Origin of the sequence: Caballeronia pedi (genome assembly GCF_001544915.2) — a bacterium.
GTDB lineage: Bacteria > Pseudomonadota > Gammaproteobacteria > Burkholderiales > Burkholderiaceae > Caballeronia > Caballeronia pedi.
This window is the reverse complement of sequence record NZ_FCOE02000003.1, coordinates 241,241-261,623: the sequence shown is the minus strand read 5'-3', so window position 1 is coordinate 261,623 and position 20,383 is coordinate 241,241. Positions and strand designations below refer to the sequence as shown.

Sequence of the window (20,383 nt, the reverse complement as noted above, 5' to 3'; positions counted from 1 at the left end):
GTTGTTCTTTCTGAACGCTCAATCTTCGGCTGCTACCTCGCCACTAATCAAAGGCGAATCCACATGCGCGACTGCTGACCCGGACTCGACTGGCGTGTTCATCTCGTCTCGTCGCTCGCTGCGGCTCCTTTTGTTGGCAAAGGTCACTTTTCCGGGGCTGTCTGAGCAAACGGGTTGATTGGCTGAACCTTCTTTCGGTCCGTTATCCGCTCAAGCATCTGAACCTTTGCCCAACCTGCCGTCATTGCTTCCAGCTCGCGCACTACGTTTGATTCCAGTGCCTGCAGTCCCGCGTCACCTTGAAAATTCGATTTGAAGGCGTGGAGGAGACGATGCTGAAGGAGGCGGGTTTACGCCCTCGATTCGCTCTCGCGCGTCCGAATCGGTGAACATCACTGATTGCGGCGAAAACGGGTCGTAGTAAAGCAGATGGGAATACTCGCTGTTCACTGCAACCTTAGGCTCATCACTGACAAGCAGCGACCCAAGCAGTTGAACCGAGCCCTTCATGCCCTTTGGAGTTTTGAACACCCATACCCGTTTGGGCAGCCGGTCCTTGAGTTCAAGAATCTTCGTGTTGTTGGAACCAAAGTAGCCGACCTGCCCATCCCTGAGGTTCTGTTCCAGTTTCTGCCAATAATAGAAAATATCCATTCCACTCCGCCCGCAAATGCCTTTATTGTTCTTCGCGCTCATCGCGTTGACGAAATGGTACCAACACTTGGTTGCACCGCGTCAGATAGAAGCACGACGCTCATCGTCCATACCTGCGAACAGAACCAACCACTACGCCCACGATTTCCAGCGACCCCTGCGGGCGAATCACCTGAAACGCGGGATTCGCGGGTTCGAGATAGAAGGTGCTGTCCTTATCGAGACGTAGCGTTTTCACGGTCATCTCTCCGTCGACGACGGCGACGACGATATCGCCAGGCCGCGTCGCTCTGTTACTCTCGACGACCACAAGGTCGCCGTCCAACAGGCCAACGTCTCGCATTGACTCGCCCCGAACACGACAGAGGACTGTCCTGTTCGGGTCATCAACGAGATAGTCGTCAATTGTGAGCAACTCCGGGGGCTCTTGACCTTCGGGTTGCGGAAGACCTGCGCGCACCGCGCCAATAATTGGACGACCGAAAAAGCGGCGCGTGGGCGCGACGCGACCTTCGACCCGCTCCAGATAGCCCGTCTCGGAGAACCGTTTGATGAGGGCAAAGACGCTGCTCGTGCTGTTCAGGCCAACGACGTCGCACAGTTTTGCCATCGCAGGGAAGGCCTGATTTCGTTTCCAATAGCTGCGAAGAGCGGCGAGGTGTGTCTCATCGTTCATTCGTTCGCTCCATCGAATGTTCATTCGGTGAAATAATAGCGCGTATGACGCCTTTCGGCCGCATCGGCCTGTGTTTTCGGCCGCGACTTCGACGGCGTTGCGCGAATGAGGGCGCTGACGACGCCGAAATCATCATTCGACCTGCTCGAGGCGGCGCCTGACGTGTCGAGATACCTCGAGAAGGCGGCGTCCTGGTCAAGGAGGCAAACGACCAAGACGAAGCGTTCACGCTTGCACGACGACTGCGCCCCAAAGCTGATATTCGTCTCTTGCCTGCGGAGGAATGCTCAGAGACGCTGCACGACGAGCTGCCTCTCGCGGGCAAGCAAAGTGGAGCTGATGACTTTGCCTAGACGAACCGCGTGAAGGCTGGTGTCGGCGTCGGGCTCGTGTCGTGCTGAATGTGGTTAGCTCTCGTTCTCAGAAGCTGGCCATGACTGCGAGTGTGCGAACAAAGACTTCGTAAGCGAATACATCCGTTTGCTCAGGTCGCCGATGACATCTCTGGCGGGAAATCACGAAGGACGCCCCGACGTGATGTTTGCCGCGACTTTGGGCTATAACTGAACGCGTGATTCCACAAGCCTCGCGCGGCGAAAACGCATCCGCTAAAATCTGCCCACAAACATTACAAACGGGCCAGAAATCGATGAGCGAGGTTCTATTCGCGCCTTGGGTCGGTGAGAAATACGAGGGAGAGGGTTTCAGTGGCCTGCGAGTCCTCGTCGTGTCCGAGTCTCACTACGGACCCGAGAAGCATGAGAGGCCGACCGTTACGCCCGAGACCATCAAAGCACTGGCGCAAGCCAAGCGGCACCCCGAAGTTGCTGCGCGCACGAAACTCCACGCGCACTATGGGAAAATCCTCGCGTCAATGCACGGGAAAGAGAGCACCCGAAGTTTCACAATGTTATCGCGACGAGATTTCTGGGACCGCGTCGCGTACTACAACTTCTTTCAAGTGACGCTTCGCAAGGCACGGATTGCTCCTCCCGCTAGCTCTTGGGCGGTGGCCGACCGCGCGCTGGACCACGTGCTTGATGTACTCAAACCCGACCTCATGTTGGTGTACAGCAAACGGGTCGGCCAGCGGCTAGCGAAACGCACACTGGCCGTCCCGATGGCATGGGTCCATCATCCGTCATCCGGGTTCACGTACAGAGGCAGTAATCCTCGCATTGCCTCGGCGCTGGCAGCGGCAGTTGGCGGTCAGCCGGTTCGACTCGCCGTCGGAGCGGAGCTCAACGTCGACTTCGTGTTGTGGAGTCAGGTGTCAAGAGAAGCGACGCCGTACCATGGAGGAAGACTCGACCCGGAACGCAAGGCCGAGGAATTGGCAAGGTGGGCGCTCGAGATGCAGTGCGCGCGAAAGCGAATCAGTGACATGCTGTCCAATACACCAAGCCTTTGAGACAAACCGTAGATATATGTCTCGCTTACTACTATTTTTAAAAAGAGCCTGCTCTTTGATAGGAAGCTTCGTGAAGCACGAGCCGCTATATGAGGCCGCACTTCGGCGCGGCCGTCGTTAGTAGTCGCACGGCAACGAGGGGTCTGCGGCGAGAGCGGAAATTTTCTTTCGGGCGCCGCCGGCGGCGTCTCGTGCCTTTACTCCAACACGAACAAGCGTGCCGTCGTCGGCCGGTGACATGCGCACGCGGCCCATACCAACCGGACCAAGGCTCGACATGTGTACTTGAATTTCTAAAATTTGGTCTGGCGCGTCCGGCATATAGGTCCCATTAACCGTAAGGGCGCCAAGGAACGAACCGCATCGCCGCTGCCGGTCTTGCAGCGACCGCATGACCTTTTCCGGCGTCCCCGCGACCACTTCGTCCGTGTAAGCAAGGTCGCTCTCCTTGCTGACTGGGTCGATTGAACAGGCTGTTAGAACCACGGTTGATGCCAGCAGACAGGTTGCAGATAGAGATACGACGATTGCCTTCATCCTTCCCCGATTTATAAGTTTGCTTTTCGGAGAATTATCCCGTCCGTTCGCGCCCTGCGGTAGGTGGACCGGACCACGCCACCCGCGTGAGCGCCTTTGGCGGGAGTGTGCGCCGATGGGAGCGCATGTCGCCAAACCTGGAGGCTCTGCCCGTCGCTTGCGACGTCACGTCGGGTCAGGACTGATGTTCACCGCACGCTGTGTGGCTCGGTGGCGGGGTGAATGTGATGCCGGGTGTCGAGATTGGGGACGGCACGGTCGTAGGAGCGGGAAGTGTCGTCACGCGGACTTTGCCAGCAAACGTGTTAGCAGCTGGAGTTCCTTGTCGCGTGATTCGTGAAATCACGGCGCAGGATAAGCTCGGTTTTGCACTGTAAAGCTTGGGAGTCGCCACAGGCGAGCGACCCCGCAAGCTACTTGCCGCTTAAGCCACCTCAACTGGATGCGACTGGGCTTCGTGAGAGATGTTTTGCAAGAAGGCTCTCGTGCGGTCACGTTTCGGTCGACCAAACAGTTCTGCGGGTGGACCTTCTTCTACGATGACGCCACCATCTACAAAAACAATGTGCGTGCCGACTTGCCGCGCAAACTGCATTTCGTGCGTGACAAGAATCATCGTCATACCCTCTTCGGCGAGTTTGCGCATCACCTGAAGTACCTCGCCCACGAGTTCTGGGTCGAGTGCGCTTGTCGCTTCGTCGAACAGCATAACCTTGGGGTCCATCGCAAGTGCTCGTGCAATGGCGACTCGCTGTTGTTGGCCGCCCGAGAGTTCGGCAGGGTAGAAGTCGGCCTTCTCTGACATTCCAACAGTCGCTAACATCTTTTTGGCGACCTCTTGGGCTTCTTGCTTCGAGCGGCGGAGCACATGAATTTGTGCCTCCATGACGTTCTGAATGACAGTCTGATGTGGAAAAAGATTGAAGTGCTGGAACACCATGCCGACATGCGCACGGACCGCAGCAATTTGCTTCTGACTGTGGTCGCGATACTTTCCGTGCACCTCATCCCGATAGACTGTTTGGCCGTCGATACGCACGATGCCTTTCTCGGGGTGTTCGAGGTGATTGATACAGCGCAAGAGTGTCGACTTTCCGCTGCCGGACGGCCCGATGATGCACACCACTTCGCCTTTGTTCACCGTCAGGTCGATACCTTTCAAGACATCGTGAGGACCGTATGATTTGCACAGGCCGACTAGCTCCACCATCGGATGGGTAGCTTTTGTTTTAGAACCTGTGTCCATTAGTGGGTCCTCCGGGTGAATGCCCGACGGGATATGCGGTCGATATGTTCAACGAATCGCGCGGCCGGGAAGCTGACTGCGAAGTACATGAGTGCGACCATCGAGTACAACGTGAAGTACTGGAAATTTTGCGCTGCAGACATCTGCGCCTTGAACAAAATCTCTTGCATGCTGATGACAGAGCAAAGAGCTGTGTCTTTGAACAATGAAATGAAGTAGTTTCCTAGCGAAGGAATGACCATCCGAACGGCTTGCGGAACGACAATTCGACGCATAGAGAGACCAGGCGTCATGCCCAACGCCGCTGCTGCATCGTACTGTCCGCGGGCCACCGCCTGGATGGCACCGCGATAGACCTCCGATATGAAGGCCGAATAGTTCAGCGTAAGGGCAATCACTGCGGCCACAAACGAATTAAGGGTGATACCGAATTCAGGGAGCACAAAATAGATGTAAATCAGCTGCAAGAGCAGCGGTGTGCCTCGGATGAGTTCGATATAAGCCTTCACAATCCACCGAACGGGAGCGAATCGCGAGCGACCAGCAAGCGCGATAATGAGCCCGAACACGAGACTCAACGCCATCACAATGAGGGTGAGCTCGACGGTCAGCAGCAGACCGTGCAGAAGCAGTCCAAAATTGTCGGCTGCTACATGAAACTGAAAATCCATCATCTTCTGTCTCCTTGGAGCCTAGGGGCGGAGGGTGAATGCGACCAAGTTGCGGTCCGTCAGCCCGAACGACTGGAGAATCTTGGACGTCGTGCCGTTAGCCGTCATTTCCGCCAAAGCCTGCGTGTAAGCTGCGCGCAGGGAGCAGTCCTCCTTGCGAACGGCGTAACGTGCGCTGCCAAAGCCACCGCCATCAATCATGGCGCGCGGTGTCGGGACGCTGAGAAGCGCTTCGAGGTTGCTGTTGGGATTCTCTTGCTTAAATTTCAGCCAAAGTAGTTCGTCGTTCATGGCTGCGTCAATCCGACCTTGCGAGAGGCTTTGGATTTTCGATAGTTGGTCTTTGAATGGCTGCGTTTCGACGCCGATGCTTCTGAGATAAGAGTCACCTGCTTCGCCCGCAGTAACACCGACCTTCTTGCCTTTCAGGTCGGCATAGGTCTTGATTCCCGGGTTCGAGCCCTTCTTGACCAGAATCGCGGGGCCGTACCAGAACGCCGGGCCGGTGAAGCTAATGACCTTGTCGCGCTCGGGAGTGTGGTGGATGTCGCTTGCGATGACGTCGATGCGTTTTGACAGCAAGGACGGAACCGTACTATCCCAAGGCATCCACTCGACCTTCTTCACTTTCACACCCATCCACGCGAGCGCTGTCTTTTGAATCTCCCAGTCGATGCCAGCGGGTTCGTTTTTTTGCTGGTCGAGCCAGCTTTCGGGGGGCAGTTCGGAGAAGCCGAGCACGACGCCGTTCTTACGCGCATTGTCGTAGGACGGGTCGCCACAGTTTTCGAACATAGGCTTTGCCTCGTAATAGGGCGCGCCGTCGGCAGCGTTTGCCGCTCCGACATTGAGCGCAAGCGGGAAGAGCAAAGCTGCAATGACGCTGGCGCATGTCAGTCGTGGTTTCATGAACTTTTTCCTTCGATGGAGTGAGGTGAGATGGGGCGAGTGCCGAGTCAGGACGCATATCCCGGCGCTGCGTGATTCAAGAACCGCTTGACGCTCTCGAGGTGCAGACGTGCGCTTGCCGGGTGAGAGTCACGCTCGCCTCGGGCGACCGAAGCAGCAATGTCGTGCGAAACGGGTGCCATCTTTGCTCCCGTGCTCCATGCCTTTACTTGCACTTCTGCCGCACGCTCAACGTAATAGAGGTCATCCCATGCTTCGGCGATTGTCGATGCACCAACACTGACACCGTGGTTGCGCATGAACACGACCTTCGCGTTGCCAAGCGAACGAGCAATGCGGTCGCCTTCGCTTACGTCCAGCGCGAGGCCGTTGTACTCCTTGTCGACGGCGACGATGCCGTAGAAGCGCAGCGATGACTGAATCGACCAATCGAACGGGTCGCGGTCAAGAGCGCACAACGCGGTTGCATTGGGCATATGCGAATGCAGCAGAACGCGGATATTTGGCTTCATCTTATGAACCCGTGCGTGAATCCAGAACGCGCTTGCTTCGGGCTTTCCGCGTCCGCTGAGGACGTTTCCGTCGAAATCGCAAATCAACAGCGACGACGCGGTCAACTCAGAGAAGGAATAGCCATACGGGTTAATCAGAAACAAGTCATCTCGGCCCGGCAGCAGGGCGGAATAGTGGTTGTCGACTCCCTCATTGAAACCGTAGTGCGCGCTCATTCGGAACACTGCCGCGAGGTCGACGCGCATCTGCCAGATTTCTTCCGAATCGAAGTTCACATCGCCACGTTGTCGGTCTTTCGGTGTGAGGGTGAGTTCGTAGGCCATTCTTGCTCCAGAAATTTCCGCGGCGGGTGTGGGTCACCACCGACGTTAAAAGTACGAAAGGCCTGTTCAGCGCAGAGGTGCACTGTCAACTTTAGTGGCCGTTCGATAGCATACTTGTATACAATCACGATAAAATACGAAGAGCAAGAACGTATTGCATACGTTAGTGTTAACGCGGAGAATTCTTGAAGGGGACGGTGCGGCTAGAATGAGCGAACAATGAACGACACTTCAATACCAACATGGGAGCCGGTCCGCGCGCGAACGATGGTCGATGCAGCAGTCGACGCAATCGTGAGCGGCGCGTCCCGCGGACTTATCCTTCCCGGCGACCGCATCGTTGAGGCGGAAATCGCGGAAAAGCTCGGCGTGAGCCGCGTGCCTGTTCGTGAGGCCCTTCGAATGCTCGAAAGCCAAGGCATCGTGAGCAGCGTGCCGAACAAGGGCATTCGGCTGGTTCCGGTCTCACGACAGCGTGTCCTCAACTTGCTCGAGGCGCGACTCGCGCTCGAGATGATTGCCGTAAAGCGTTTGGTCGAGTTGAAGTTGCATAACGCGCCGTCGACTTTAAGTCGCTTGCGTCGACGGGTGGACGAGATTGAGTTGATGGTGCTGCGGCAGGACTATTACGGCCTTGCGCTTGCAGACGTGGCATTCCACCGTGAAGTTGCCGAGATAGGTGGTAACGATGTCGTTGCGAATCTCTGGGCGGGCATTGCCCGGCAACTAACCATTGCATTAGGTCTGACCACGCAGATGACCAACCTGACGTCTATCGTCGAAGAGCATCACGAGTTACTCGCCGCCCTAGAGAAGGGCAATCTGCGCGAGCTTGAAAAGACGTGGACGCACCATGTTAACAGTCAGAACTGCGACGTTGACTACGAGAAAATCATTGAGGAACGGCGCGAACAATTGCGCGCAGCGAGTCGAGCAAAAGGCAAAGTATGATTGCTGAGTTTTGACTCAAAGGCGGCGTCGCGACAAGATAAACTGCTCCAACTCGTCACACGCATGGTCGATGTGCCGTTTCAACAGCGAAGCGGCGCCTCGGAAGTCACCTGTCTTACACAGGCGTACGAGTTCGCCGTGCTCTTCCTCTGCGCGCCGGCAACTCTCCGCGCTCAGCGAGAGTTGGAGGCGGGTGTAGCGGTCGGTCTGCTGCAAGAGGCTCGTGACAATTGCGAGAGTGCGCGGCTGCTCGGCTCGGGACATCAGCAAATCGTGCAAACGCGTATTGAGCTCACCCCATCGCGTCAGATGATGGGAGTGAAGCTCCTCCTTGTACTCGGCGAGAATCGCGTCGAGTTCTGCGAAGTCTGCTTGCGTGAGCTTTGGTGCGGACTTCTTCAGAAGCATCGGTTCCAGTAACCCCCGAAGCATGAACAGTTCGCTGATTTCAGCGATGGAGAGTTCCGATACAACTGCTCCCTTATGGGGAACGATTCGGACCAGCCCCTCACCTTCCAGTTGAACAAGCGCCTCCCGTACGGGAATTCGGCTGACGCCAAACTCCGCAGCGAGTGCGTCTTGCCGCAATTGAAAGCCTTCAGGCAACTCACCCGAAATAATCTTTCGGCGAAGTGCGTCGGCGGCCTGCTCGGCTACGGTGATGGCCTGAAGCCGGGAACTGGTGGCTGTGGAACTCATGGCGCGATGCTTCCAGTGTTTCGGTCAAGGTGCTTGCTTGTATAAAGTATATCACCGGGAGCGGGAGTTCGGCCGTGGCCCAAAGGTTCAGCGCGCAGGTTCGCTCGCCTCGCAGCGTCTCGCCATTCTGCCATCAAGTCATATTCAAAAGCTGGCGTCCTCCGCCACAAGGAGGCTGCAGCGGCTAAAAGAACCGCAGCGACGCCATCGAGCAAGCATCGTTGCGATGCTCGCGGATAGCGCCGCTGCGGCAAGAGAGAGCTTCTTCGCTCGAGAGTACAGACGGCCAGTCCGCTCGTGTCCGGTCGCTGACCGGCCCCAATGCGTGTGCAACGGCGAGACTTCCGACCGTCCGTCTGCCGTTAAGGGAGGGCCAAGCTCGGGCGGAGCGCTAAAGCGCCGCGCTTTCGAGTGGCTGGCGAGACCGCGGCGAGACGAGCTGAGCAGGCGTTGAGTCACGCCTGGTTTTCTTTCGACCATCCCGCGTACCAAGTACGGAACAGCTCATACTGAGTTTCGGCGTAACGGCGCTGCGAGTCGCTGAGCACGTCGGTCTCGTAAAAGTGCAGCGTGTACTCCTTGTCGCCGTTGAGAACCATCAGATACTTGTAATACAGCACGAGGTCCGTGCCCTCATCGAACGAGGACAGGACCGCGAGCGCCGATTCCAGTTCCTTGGCCTGACGCCGCGCGGCGACGTCGCCCTTGCGCGCCTTATTGCACAGTGCGACGAGATGCAGGACTTCTCGCGGCAGCGCATTGCCGATGCCGGTGATTGCGCCCGTCGCACCGCAATTTACGAAACCGTGGAACACGTGAGTGTCGACGCCGGCCATCAGCGTGACGTTTTCGTCTTGCGACGTAATGTGCTCAGCGGCATACCGCATATCAGCGGCGCCACCAAACTCCTTGAAGCCAATGAGGTTCGGGTATTGGCGGCGCAGTTCGAAGAACAGGTCTGCGCGCGTTGCGAAGCCGTAGTAGGGACTGTTGTAGATAACGGCTGGCAGCTTGGGTGCAGCTTCAAGAATGGCTGCGAAGTGGGCCTTCTGTGCAGCTGGTGAAGAACCACGCGACAGAACGCGGGGAATCACCATCAGGCCTTGGGCGCCGACCTTGGCGGCGTGAGCGGCATGCGAAACAGCTTCCTTTGAGTTCACCGCGCCGGTGCCGACGATAGTCGGAATGCCTGCCGCGACAAGGCGTGCAACACCTTCTTGACGCTGAGCTTCCGTCAGCAGAGGCCAGTCGCCCATCGAGCCACAGTAGACCACGGCGCTCATGCCGGCTTCGACCAGTTCCTTACCCTTGCGGACAAGCGCGTCGTAGTCGGGGGTACGGTCAGCGGTGCACGGCGTCATGAGGGCGGGGATGGTGCCGGTGAAGATGTTGTCACTCATTGTGATTCCTTCAAACGTTCGTTAAATAGTCCGAGATGCTTTGGCGAAGGCCGCAAGGGGCTTGAATGACGGCTCAGCCTTACATGTCACCGCCATGAGAAGCATAGTACCTCGCCTTAATATTTTATACAATCAAGATTAGGTAAGCGTTAGCCCTAGTAAGGCGTTTGAGGCTAGAACGCCCGCGCAGCAAGGCATTTCTGGAGTTTCCCTAGTTTCGTTGTTGCCCGTGCGGCTGCAGATTTGTACGAATTCGACGTCAGAACTTTATACAATCATCCCGTGGCGCGCGATATCTGGCAACTTGTTCCTTACACTCATCTGAAAAATGAGGAGCTTTGTGCGGTTGAGGCGCGGTTCCGAAGCGGGTCACCTCCATGCATCACACGCATGCCCGCATGAGAAAGACGCGGTTGGTCGTCGCATTTCGGTTCGTTAGGCTCGAACTGAATGCAGGCGCGACAGATTCTCCCCGCCTTGTCAGGGCGACTTGAACCGGTATTTCAGGAGGAAAAATGGATTTGAAAGAAGCGATTCCGCGCACGCCGGATACTTTCGACATTTCTCGGACGCAAGCGACGGCCGTGCGACCCTACAAGAAAATTGATGCGAGGATAATTCCGTTCCTCTTCCTTTGTTACATGCTCGCCTACTTGGACCGTATCAATATCGGGTTTGCGAACCTGCAGATGCAGAGTGATGTCGGGATAACGGACAAAGTGTTCGGATTCGCCGCAGGGATGTTCTTCCTCGGTTATGTGCTCTTCGAGCTTCCCAGCAACCTGCTCCTCGTGAAGGTAGGCGCGCGCAAGACCATCTCGCGCATTCTCGTCCTGTGGGGTCTGGCTTCCGCCAGCATGCTTTTTGTTGACAGCGCGACAAAGTTCTACGTTCTGCGTTTTCTGCTGGGCGTTTTCGAAGCGGGATTCGCGCCGGGCATGCTGTACTACCTGACTCTCTGGTATCCGACGTCTAGGATGGCTACAGTCTCGTCGACCGTGATGCTGTCGGCTCCAATCGCCGCGATTGTCGGCGGCCCGCTATCTGGCTACATCATGTCGACAATGAACGGAGTTCACGGGCTGGGCGGGTGGCAGTGGATGTTCTTGCTCGAGGGTCTCCCGGCTGCACTTGTGGGCGTGGTTGCCTTTTTCTACCTCTCCGACACACCAGAAAAGGCTTCTTGGTTGAATGATGACGAGAAGCAGGTCGTAAGCTCACTGACCCAACGGTCTGGCGCAACCCACGGCTCCTTGCGAAACGTATTGACCAACCGCCATTTCTACCTCTTATCGGGTGTTCTGTTCAGCGTTATTTCCGGTGCGTATGTCGTGAGCTTTTGGCTGCCCAGCATCGTCAAGACGTCAGGGGTGACTAGCTTGACAGAAATCGGCATGTACTCCGCCATACCCTACATCCCTGCAGCATTTGCAATGATTCTGGGCGGGATGTGGTCTGACCGCAAAGGTGAGCGCAAGGGTTTCGTGGCTTGCTTAATGGTCGGCGTCGCACTTGCTATGTTGGTTGCTGCCTACACGCCGCAATACTTCGCGGTCAGCTTCTCAGCTCTTTGCGTTGCGGCCGCGCTTTCATGGACCGCTATTACGACATTTTGGGCAATCCCGTCAGCGCACTATAGTGTTGCGTTGCTAGGTGGTTTCGTGGCGCCGTCGCTGATTGGTGTTATGAAGACGCTGACTGGGAACTTTCAATCCGGGATGCTCGTAGTAGCCGTCATCGAGGTTGTCGGTGCTGGACTGCTGCTGCTTTCTCGGCGAGCCTAGGAGCGGCGACGAGCCTCAAGAGCTACACCGCCTCCAGCAATTGTGCCTGCCTCATTTAGCGATATAGGCTCAGAACCGGCACCTCAGAATCGTTCGATTCTGAGGCGTTCGGCTCGACGCTACTTCCAAATCTCTGCAAAAACGCGCATCCAGTTCCCGCCGAGAATCTTCTTCACCTCTTGTTCCGAGAAGCCGCGACGAATCAGCGCAGGAGTCAGATTCGCCATGTACGCCGGGGTGTCGAGTCCTTCGGGATAGAGTTGGGTCGGCGGCGGCGTGACATTTGGGTCCCACTTCCCTGCATCAATGAAGCTTCGATAGATTTGGTTAGCCTCCTCGTCTGACACGAATGGTTGTTGACCACCGAAGTAGTCAAAGCCGATTCCTACGTGGTCGACGCCTACGAGGCTGGCGATGTACGAGACGTGGTCGAGCAGTTGGTCGATGGTCGGTCGAACGTGCTTGACGATGTAGTACGGGACAATATTGACACCAATGACACCGTTTGTCTTTGCAATGCCTCGAATCTGCTCATCAGTGATGTTCCGCTTGCTGTCGAATACGGACCTCGCATTTGCATGGGTGAAAATCACCGGCGCAGTTGAGACTTCCATTGCGTCGAGTGTCGTCCGAACTCCGGTGTGCGAGCAGTCGACCGCGATGCCGAGCTCGTTTAGCCGCTGTACTAGCTTGATGCCAAATTCGCTCAGCCCGGCATCGGTTCTCTCCGTGCATCCATCGCCCACGCGGTTCTTCACGTTGTAGGTCAACTGGATGACCCGAACACCCAAGGCGTAGTAGGCGTCGACCAAATCTAGGTTGTCTTCAATCGAGTCGGTGCCCTGAAAGTGAAATATAAGCGCGAGGCGATTCAACTCCTTCGCTCGTTCAATATCACGAACGGACGTCGAAAGTATCAGAGACGGGTCCTGTCGAATGTGGCGGAGCCAAGACCCAAGCACTTTGACCTGCTCGCCGGCGGTGCCACCAAGACTGACGGTCGGGCAAACAGCGGTTACGCCTCCCTGCCGGTACAGGTCGGTGTAGCTCTTATTTAGAAGCAGTGGGGAGACAGCGTCAATGACGATGGACTCCTCGTGGATTTTTCTTGCATCTAGCATATTAGAACCTCCTGATTTGCCTGTATCTATGGAGGCAGTCCGACACGCGAAAAGGAAGATAGGTGCGACATCGGCATGCTGCCCCAGGCAAATCGATTCTTCGTCAGAACGCACTCCGAGCCAAATGCAGAGAGTGCATTGCGGCATGCGTGGCACGCACGGAGAGTTCCGCCAGAGTTGCGGCCCGACAGTGCCGCGGATAGTCGCTCAATCTACTGGTCAGGTTCGTCCGTACAGGCGAAATCTCTGAAGGCATCGATGAAGCGCTGGCGTGCAGGATTGAAGCCACTGTCTTGAGGCCAGCAGATGTAGTACGTCCCACCGAGGGATGCACCTACTGAGGAGGCTTTGACGAGCAGGCCAGCCTCGAGAAATCGCTCGACGATGGCAATCCAGCCCAAGGCTATACCCTGACCAGCCATCGCCAATTCGAGCACCACTGGAAAGCGATTCGCGGTGATGTGTGGCTCGATATGAAGTCCAAGAACGCCTTGTACGCGGAACCAAGAGTCCCAAGACATCCAAGTACGCTCGCCGTCTTCCAGCCCAATTAGTCGGTGACGAGTTAGGTCGCGAGAGCACTTGACCGGCTCTTCGAGAAACATTGGCGAGCACACTGCGAAAACTCGTTCTTCAAAAAGCCGAACCGTGTTCGTCGCTTCTGGAACTTCATTGAATCGATACAGCCCGACGTCGTATTCTGCGGTCACAAGAGACCGGAAGTTGTCTCTGACAACAACTCGCACTCGGGTGTCGGGGTTCTGCTTCGTGAACGCACTGATTCGCTGAGGTAGCCAGTGCGACGCGATTCCGGATGAGCACGCGACCGTGAGCGTGTGAGCAGCGTTTCCGGCCATGACTCGACTCGTTGCTTCGTTGCACATGTTGAGCATGCTGCGCACGTCCTCAGCATATTGAAGTCCTGCAACGGTCAGCTGCATTTGCCCGCGGGAACGTTCGAAAAGGGAGCGTCCAAGAAACTCCTCCAGCTGAGAAATCTGGCGGCTGACAGCGCTCTGCGATAGATGGAGCTCCTGTGCTGCCTTCGTAAAGCTCATGTGTCGAGCGCTTGCTTCGAAGGCCACCAAGCAGAAAAGGGGAGGGAACTTGCTCATTGCTCGTGCCGAACGGTGACAGTAAGCCGGGTCGACCGACGCAGGGCTCAGGCCGACAAGCGTCGCCGCGACAAAATGAATGCCTTCAATTCCTCACAAGCATGGTCGATGTGTCGTTTTAGGAGCGCAGAGGCACCCCTAACGTCTCCCGCCTTACATAGGCGAACCATTTCCTGATGTTCGTCTTCCGCCTGCTTGATGCTCTCGGCACTCAACGATAGTTGAAGACGAGTATAGCGGTCGGTTTGCTGCAAGAGCGAATCGACAATTGCCATGGTGCGCGGTTGCTCTGCCTTGGATAGCAGAAGGTCGTGCAGACGTGTGTTGAGTTCGCCCCAGCGGGCCAGGTGCTGAGCTTCAAGTTCCCGCCGGTATTCGGCAATAATGCTGTCGAGCTCCGCGAAGTCCGCTTGCGTCAGTCGAGGCACTGACATTCTGAGCAGGCGTGGTTCAAGCAGGCCGCGCAATTCAAAAAGTTCCGCAATCTCTGAGATTGAGAGTTCAGAGACCACCGCACCCTTGTGAGGTACGATTCGAACGAGTCCCTCGCCTTCGAGTTGGACGAGCGCTTCGCGAATCGGAATGCGACTCACGCCCATATCTGCAGCGAGCGCATCCTGTTTCAGCTGGAAACCTTCCGGATACTCCCCGGACATGATTTTGCGGCGCACTTCCTCCGCGGCGGCCTCGGCAACCGTGACTGGGCGCAGCTTTGTGGACGCAGGTGCCTTGGGCATTTTGGGCTCTATTTGGCCGTTTGCAACGTTCGTTTGGCTCTCAGGTTAGGTCGAAACCAACATGGTTCGCGGACGCAGCAAGCTGCTCGCTGCGTCCTGAGCAGGCAGCGTCAGCAAAATGAATACAGCGGTTGGCCCAACGCCCCGGCGTCAATCTCGATGCCAAGACCCGGCGCCGACGGTGCCGAGCCGAAACCGTTCTTGCTTCGCGGTTGATAGCCGGCAACATGCTCATTGGTCCAGTCGTTCATGAAGGAGACGCTGAGCAGTGCACGCTCTTTGGTGGAGGCGGCCAGATGCGCGGATGCAGCAGAAACCACGTCGCCGCCCCATGTGTCTTCCACGGTTATCTGCAGGCCGAGCTCCTGCCCCAGGTCGCGCATCAGCTTCGCTTTTGTGAGGCCGCCCACTTTCGAGACCTTCAGGTTAAATGCGCCGGCGCCACCTTCACGAACTGCGCGTATGAGCGTGGCTGGGTCGTTCACAACTTCGTCGTAGACCATCGGGAGCGTCGTGTGCTTGCGCACCTCGATGCATTCCTCCATAGTCGGGCACGGCTGCTCGAAGTAGAAGCGCGGCAGATTCTCCATCGCGCGCGCGGCGATGATTGCGTCGTTGACGCGCCAGCCGCAGTTTGCGTCACCGACGATGAGGTCTTCGGGGCCCGTGGCATCAATGATGTGCTTAGCCCGGATGCCGTCGAGCGTCGGGTCACCACCGATTTTTAGCTGGAATCGATGAATGCCTTCTTCGCGTCGCGCGAGCACGTAGCTCACCATCTCTTCGGGCGAGCCGAGCGGCACTGCAAAGTACAGCGGAAAGCGCTCCTGACGCACGCCACCGAGCATTTCAGCGACGCTGGCACCCCAAGCCTTTCCGGTCAAATCCCAGCAGGCCACGTCAATGGGGCTCTTTGCGTATGAGTGGCCCATGAGCACGGCATCCATCGCGTCGTACACGCCGGAGATATTCGTCGGGTCAAGGCCAATTAGCGCCGGAGCAAGCAACTCGAGCGCGGCTCGTGCGCCAGATGCGTGCTGGGGAAGATACGCAGAACCAAGCGGGCACACTTCGCCCCAACCTTCATGGCCCGAATCGCTCGTCACCCGGACTATCGTTGACGGAAGCGACGTGATGTCCCGACCTCCGGACATCGTGTAGGTTCCGTGGATGTAGGTTAGGTCGAAGTTGAATACATCAATCTTTGCAATTTTCATTTGCCTTGCCTGGTTGCGGTTGAACTTATCAGGTAACGGATGACAGAAAAGAGGCGGTTTCAGGCCGTTGAGGGTTGCCGATAACTTGGTCAGGTGACCCGATTTCGTGGATGAGTCCGTCCTTGAAGAAAGCGACTCGGTCGGATACGTCGCGAGCGAAACGGATTTCGTGTGTGACGCAAATCATCGTCATGCCTTCCTTCGACAGCATGCGCAGCGTGTCCAGGACTTCGCCTACAAGCATGGGGTCGAGTGCCGATGTCACTTCGTCGAGCAGCATGTACTCAGGAGACATTGCGAGAGCGCGAGCGATTGCCATTCGTTGCTGCTGACCACCGGACAGCTTCGACGGGTAGACATCGAGCTTTGCGCCAAGACCCACGTGCTTGAGTTGACGTTCAGCTTCGGCTCGGGCTTCGTCTTTGCTCTTCCCCAACACCTTGCGCGGCGCCAGCATGACATTCTCTACAACCGTGAGATGCGGGAATGCATTCCACTGTTGGAAGACAATGCCGATATGCTGCCGAAGCTTGTTCAGGTCTGTGGAGCGAGCATGAACGTCGGTGCCGTCAACCACAATCTGTCCTTGCTGAATCGGCTCCAAACCGTTGATACAGGTGAGAAGCGTCGATTTCCCGGAGCCCGAGCCGCCGATGATTGACACAACCTCGCCCTTCTTAACCGTCAGGTCGATGCCCTTGAGAATCTCAAGGGAACCGAACGACTTGCGAACGTTCTTGATTTCAATCATTGCTTGCTCCACTTTGCTTCGAGCCGACCACCCAATCGGGCGATGGGAAAGCAGATAACGAAATAGATAAGTCCCGCCACAGTCAGTACGAGGATGGGTTGTTGCGTGCGCGTCACGATAATTTGCGACGACCGAAGCAATTCGATAATTCCAATCCAGAGCACGATAGATGTGTCTTTCAGAACGCCGAGAACCACGCCAATCCACGATGGCAGGCTGACTCGGAGCGCCATGGGAAACACGACGAGCCTGAAGTCCTGCCAGTACGTCATGCCGAGCGAACGTGCCGCGCGACGAGTGGTAAAGGGCACAGAGCTAATACCGCTTCGAACCACCTCAGTACAGTACGCTGCCATGTAGATTGCAAGGACGACACAACCAACGGTAAAGGCCGACCAATCAAGCCCTATGACCGACTTGAAGGAGTTAACCAGCACAATCTGAATCAGCAGCGGTACGGACCGTGGTACATCCAAAATTGCGCCTATTAACGCGTTCACACTCGTAGGAACGACCGTGCGAAGTAAGCCCAGAAAGACACCGACGACCGTACCGATAATGACCGCCCATGCTGTCAGCGCGAGCGTGTTCAGCGTCCCCGTCAGCATGAACACGAGGTCAGACCATCCGAAAGCATCGTTAAACATGAGTGCCTCAATATCTGAAGAGACGCCAACCAAGAGCTCGGGCTGACAAAAGGACAAGCTTCACCAGGACGTAGTACAGGCAGGCAGCCAAGGCGAAAAACTCGAACGTTCTGAAAGTCAACACGTTCAACGCTTGCGTAACACCGGTCAAGTCAGTGTCGAGGCCCACAATCACACCGAGGGACGTGTTCAGGATGGCCCAGACCATTTGATTTGACGCGGGATAAAACGTCACGCGAAGCAATTGCGGTAGGACGACGAGCCGGAATGCCTTAAAGCCGCTCATTCCCAGTGACCGCGCTGCCCTTACCTGAGTGCTTGGAATTGCGCGCAAGCCACCACGGAATATCTCCGCCAGGTAGCCTGCGTTATTGAACGCAATGCCAAGCAGCAAGGACGGCATCGAGTCAAGTCGCAACCCTATCGTCCCGAGACCAAAATACAGCAGGTAAATCTGCAGGAGGGCTGGGGTATTGCGTGCGGCCGCCACCCACGCGGATGCGATGGCGCGCGCAATCCCAATGCTCGAGTCACGCGCAATGGCTAAGGCAATCCCTATTACGCCCCCAATCAGCATGGAAGCGACGGCCACCTCCAATGTAACCAGAGTCCCTTCGAGCATTTGTGGCAACGCCTCAAATGCCGGCCGCCATTGGAACGTGTAATCGAACATGTCGAACCGCTCCGATTAGTAATAGACGCCCGCAGCGGTCAGGTTTGGCATTTTTCCAACGCCAATCCATTTGTTGTGAAGTTCTTCCTCGCGACCCTCGCGAACCTGATGGTTGATGAACAGGTTCAGATAATTGATAAGCCCTTGTTCCTTCCGGGTTGCGATGAGATTGACGTAGTCGACGGGATACGGAGCAGCGCCGCCGATAGCCAGATTCGGGTACTTGCCGGACTTGACGATTGCAGCAGCCACCGTGTTGGTGACAACGGAAGCGTCGATTTGCCCCTGGCTAATTGCGAGGAACACGTCCGCCTGGGTTTGGAATGCACGGAAGCTGCCTTTGGAGTCACTCCACTTCTTGACATCATTGTTCAGGGCAATGGCTTCGTATGTCCCGGCCGTCGACCCGACTTTGTGACCTTTCAGGCTGTCGAACGTCGTGATTCCCGCGTCTTTGCGGGTGAGCACAACATCAGTGAACGCGTAGTAGGGAATCGAGAAGCCTATCGACTTGGCGCGTTCGAGCGTGTCCGACGTCGCCGCGACGCCCACGTCCGCGCGGCCCGAAACAATCGCTGGAATTCGGTCGGGGAACGGCGTTTCGACGATTTCGGCCTTTACGCCGAGCGCCTTTGCCAGGTCACGGCAAGTGTCGACGTCGAAGCCCTGGGGGTTGTTTTGAGCGTCGCGTGAACCCATCGGCGGAAAGTCCAGCGTGACGGCGCAACGGAGTTTTCCTGAACTGATGATGTCATCGAGCTTGTCCGCGTGGGCCGGCACTGCGGTCATAGCGATAGTTGCGGCCGCTGCAGTGGCCAAGACTTTGATGCTGTTCATTGAAGGCTCCATTCGACGTTATGGTCAGGGCAAGAACACGCGTATCGCGCGGTTCAGCGGGTGGGGTTGAACGACAGACATAAAGTAGATTGTATAAAATAGTCCGTCAACCTTCTTCGCAGAGAATTCATGGAAAATTCGTGAAAACACCTATCACGTAAGGCTTTAAGTGGACGCAGAAACGCTTGCGAGGGCTATCGTCGTATCGAAAAAGACGGCTAGGGAATTCCTACGAGCATGGATAATGTATATAATCGGTGTCCGGCGGGGTGTGATTCGGCCGAACGCGAGCGCCCGATGCTGACGGCGCGAGGTGAGGCTGGGGCATGTTTGGCAGGGCGCATGCACCCGCTCAAGCGTGGTCGTCGCGGGTGAAGCATCGCATCGGCTCAACAGCGTTTCGGGCTCTTTGGAACAGAAATGACAATCTCCCCCCACGTGTTGCTGTCCCTCGACGACGCTTTCGAGCTCTCGCTCAGCGTCTTGCTAAGAAACGGAATGAACGAGCGGCACGCGACGGCTGTCGCCAAATCGGTCGTAGCGGGGCAGCGCGACGAGTGTCACTCGCATGGCATGTATCGCCTTCTTGTTTGTGTGAGAGGGTTGCGGTCAGGAAAAGTCAACGGAGAGGCTGAACCTGAAGTCCTGAATGTCAGCCCGGCCCTGACCCGAGTTGATGCGCGGGGCGGATTCTCTCAGGTAGCGTTCGACGTCGGAGCTGAACACCTCGTCCGAAAGGCGGACGAGGTCGGTATTGCGGCGCTGGCCATCAACAACTGCTTCCACTTTTCGGCGTTATGGCAAGAGGTCGAAGCATTAGCCGAGATGGGCGTTGCCGCGATGGCGATGACACCAAGTCACTCTTGCGTCGCGCCGGCCGGTGGGACGAAGCCGCTTTTTGGAACCAACCCGTTCGCATTTTCTTGGCCGCGGCCGGGTGACTTTCCCTTCGTCTTTGATTTCGCGACCAGCGTGGTTGCGCGCGGTGACATCGAACTGGCCAAGCGCAAAGGAGAGAGGATTCCGCTGGGGTGGGCTATCGATAAGGACGGTAATCCCACTGAAGACTCCAACGCCGCGCTCGAGGGAGCAATGCTCACATTCGGCTCCTACAAGGGCTCCGCGTTGTCGGCAATGATTGAGCTCTTGGCAGGTCCGCTCCTCGGAGATTTGATGAGCTTCGAATCCGTCGCCCTCGACGCGGGTGCCGCAATTACGCCGTACCACGGCGAGTTGCTGGTCGCTTTTAGTCCGGAACGTTTCGCTGGTGGTGCGACCAGTGCAAAAGCGAATCACGAGCGGGCAGAGAACCTGTTCAACGCCATCGTCGACCAAGGGGCGCGGCTACCGTCGCAGCGGAGATTTGAAGCCAGGGCTCGGTCAAACCGTCACGGCGTGCGCCTTGACCGAGGCCTTTTCGACGAGATTCGCGAACTTTAACAAACACAAGGAACGAGCCTAGAACGTTGCTGCGTCGCCAAAGGCGCATGTAGGGGCAGCGCGCGCTCCGT

The 20,383-nt window shown here is 56.8% G+C and carries 22 protein-coding genes; 5 read left to right on the top strand and 17 right to left on the bottom strand.

The features are described 5' to 3' along the window. Positions 1-294: 294 nt before the first annotated feature. Together AWB80_RS06195 and AWB80_RS06190 are read right to left on the bottom strand one after the other, a co-directional pair. Entirely contained in the window at positions 295-654 is a 360-nt protein-coding gene (locus AWB80_RS06195) for a hypothetical protein (protein ID WP_244206415.1), read from the bottom strand. Positions 655-754: 100 nt separating this feature from the next. Then, complete coding sequence (locus AWB80_RS06190; RefSeq protein WP_244206414.1) at positions 755-1,330, bottom strand: LexA family protein; 576 nt, start codon at positions 1,328-1,330, stop codon at positions 755-757. Between the two features lie 649 nt (positions 1,331-1,979). Here AWB80_RS06190 and AWB80_RS06180 point away from each other — a divergent pair. Beyond that, entirely contained in the window at positions 1,980-2,741 is a 762-nt protein-coding gene (locus AWB80_RS06180; protein WP_061173765.1) for a hypothetical protein, read from the top strand. 117 nt (positions 2,742-2,858) lie between these two features. Here the strand turns inward: AWB80_RS06180 and AWB80_RS06175 are convergent, their stop codons facing one another. After that, on the bottom strand, positions 2,859-3,278 hold the full coding sequence (locus AWB80_RS06175) for a hypothetical protein (RefSeq protein ID WP_061173764.1): 420 nt from the start codon (positions 3,276-3,278) through the stop codon (positions 2,859-2,861). Between the two features lie 200 nt (positions 3,279-3,478). Between AWB80_RS06175 and AWB80_RS06170 the strand changes: the two genes are divergently transcribed. Further along, on the top strand, positions 3,479-3,655 hold the full coding sequence (locus tag AWB80_RS06170) for an LbetaH domain-containing protein (protein WP_425266834.1): 177 nt from the start codon (positions 3,479-3,481) through the stop codon (positions 3,653-3,655). 47 nt (positions 3,656-3,702) lie between these two features. On the opposite strand, the gene AWB80_RS06165 is transcribed toward AWB80_RS06170, so the two are convergent. Genes AWB80_RS06165 through AWB80_RS06150 form a run of 4 tightly spaced genes read right to left on the bottom strand, consistent with a single transcriptional unit; the run spans position 3,703 to position 6,940 of the window. After that, positions 3,703-4,488, bottom strand: coding sequence for an amino acid ABC transporter ATP-binding protein (locus tag AWB80_RS06165; protein WP_061173939.1), 786 nt, complete (start codon positions 4,486-4,488; stop codon positions 3,703-3,705). A gap of 35 nt (positions 4,489-4,523) precedes the next feature. Continuing rightward, complete coding sequence (locus AWB80_RS06160) at positions 4,524-5,198, bottom strand: amino acid ABC transporter permease (protein ID WP_061173763.1); 675 nt, start codon at positions 5,196-5,198, stop codon at positions 4,524-4,526. Between the two features lie 18 nt (positions 5,199-5,216). Next, complete coding sequence (locus tag AWB80_RS06155) at positions 5,217-6,104, bottom strand: substrate-binding periplasmic protein (protein WP_061173762.1); 888 nt, start codon at positions 6,102-6,104, stop codon at positions 5,217-5,219. Positions 6,105-6,151: 47 nt separating this feature from the next. Then, positions 6,152-6,940: an aldolase gene (locus AWB80_RS06150; RefSeq protein WP_061173761.1), complete on the bottom strand. Its 789-nt coding sequence runs from the start codon at positions 6,938-6,940 to the stop codon at positions 6,152-6,154. A 219-nt stretch (positions 6,941-7,159) separates the two neighbouring features. On the opposite strand from AWB80_RS06150, the gene AWB80_RS06145 reads away from it, so the two are divergent. Continuing rightward, complete coding sequence (locus AWB80_RS06145; RefSeq protein WP_087131041.1) at positions 7,160-7,891, top strand: GntR family transcriptional regulator; 732 nt, start codon at positions 7,160-7,162, stop codon at positions 7,889-7,891. A gap of 15 nt (positions 7,892-7,906) precedes the next feature. Here AWB80_RS06145 and AWB80_RS06140 read toward each other — a convergent pair whose 3' ends face one another. Both AWB80_RS06140 and AWB80_RS06135 read right to left on the bottom strand, forming a co-directional pair. Continuing rightward, positions 7,907-8,590 (bottom strand): GntR family transcriptional regulator, encoded by a 684-nt coding sequence (locus tag AWB80_RS06140; RefSeq protein ID WP_061173759.1) that lies wholly within the window; start codon positions 8,588-8,590, stop codon positions 7,907-7,909. A gap of 455 nt (positions 8,591-9,045) precedes the next feature. Continuing rightward, complete coding sequence (locus tag AWB80_RS06135) at positions 9,046-9,990, bottom strand: dihydrodipicolinate synthase family protein (RefSeq protein WP_061173758.1); 945 nt, start codon at positions 9,988-9,990, stop codon at positions 9,046-9,048. Positions 9,991-10,505: 515 nt separating this feature from the next. Between AWB80_RS06135 and AWB80_RS06130 the strand changes: the two genes are divergently transcribed. Further along, entirely contained in the window at positions 10,506-11,774 is a 1,269-nt protein-coding gene (locus tag AWB80_RS06130; protein ID WP_087131040.1) for an MFS transporter, read from the top strand. Between the two features lie 119 nt (positions 11,775-11,893). Here the strand turns inward: AWB80_RS06130 and AWB80_RS06125 are convergent, their stop codons facing one another. From AWB80_RS06125 to AWB80_RS06090, 8 genes are all read right to left on the bottom strand, one after another. Next, positions 11,894-12,895 carry a dipeptidase gene (locus AWB80_RS06125; protein ID WP_061173757.1) on the bottom strand — a complete coding sequence of 334 codons (1,002 nt, stop codon included), beginning with the start codon at positions 12,893-12,895 and terminating at the stop codon, positions 11,894-11,896. A gap of 212 nt (positions 12,896-13,107) precedes the next feature. Then, entirely contained in the window at positions 13,108-14,010 is a 903-nt protein-coding gene (locus AWB80_RS06120; RefSeq protein WP_087131037.1) for a LysR substrate-binding domain-containing protein, read from the bottom strand. Positions 14,011-14,057: 47 nt separating this feature from the next. Then, positions 14,058-14,747 (bottom strand): GntR family transcriptional regulator, encoded by a 690-nt coding sequence (locus tag AWB80_RS06115; protein WP_061173755.1) that lies wholly within the window; start codon positions 14,745-14,747, stop codon positions 14,058-14,060. A gap of 110 nt (positions 14,748-14,857) precedes the next feature. Beyond that, on the bottom strand, positions 14,858-15,964 hold the full coding sequence (locus AWB80_RS06110; protein ID WP_061173754.1) for a mandelate racemase/muconate lactonizing enzyme family protein: 1,107 nt from the start codon (positions 15,962-15,964) through the stop codon (positions 14,858-14,860). A 28-nt stretch (positions 15,965-15,992) separates the two neighbouring features. After that, complete coding sequence (locus AWB80_RS06105) at positions 15,993-16,715, bottom strand: amino acid ABC transporter ATP-binding protein (protein ID WP_061173937.1); 723 nt, start codon at positions 16,713-16,715, stop codon at positions 15,993-15,995. Next, complete coding sequence (locus AWB80_RS06100; RefSeq protein WP_061173753.1) at positions 16,712-17,362, bottom strand: amino acid ABC transporter permease; 651 nt, start codon at positions 17,360-17,362, stop codon at positions 16,712-16,714. The genes AWB80_RS06105 and AWB80_RS06100 overlap by 4 nt, the downstream gene beginning before the upstream one ends. A gap of 7 nt (positions 17,363-17,369) precedes the next feature. After that, positions 17,370-18,035, bottom strand: a complete 666-nt coding sequence (locus AWB80_RS06095) for an amino acid ABC transporter permease (RefSeq protein ID WP_061173752.1) — start codon at positions 18,033-18,035, stop codon at positions 17,370-17,372. A gap of 15 nt (positions 18,036-18,050) precedes the next feature. Further along, a complete protein-coding gene (locus tag AWB80_RS06090; protein WP_061173936.1) occupies positions 18,051-18,872 on the bottom strand; it encodes an ABC transporter substrate-binding protein in 822 nt (273 codons plus the stop codon). 420 nt (positions 18,873-19,292) lie between these two features. On the opposite strand from AWB80_RS06090, the gene AWB80_RS06085 reads away from it, so the two are divergent. Further along, positions 19,293-20,312, top strand: a complete 1,020-nt coding sequence (locus tag AWB80_RS06085) for an Ldh family oxidoreductase (protein ID WP_087131035.1) — start codon at positions 19,293-19,295, stop codon at positions 20,310-20,312. Positions 20,313-20,383 lie beyond the last annotated feature (71 nt).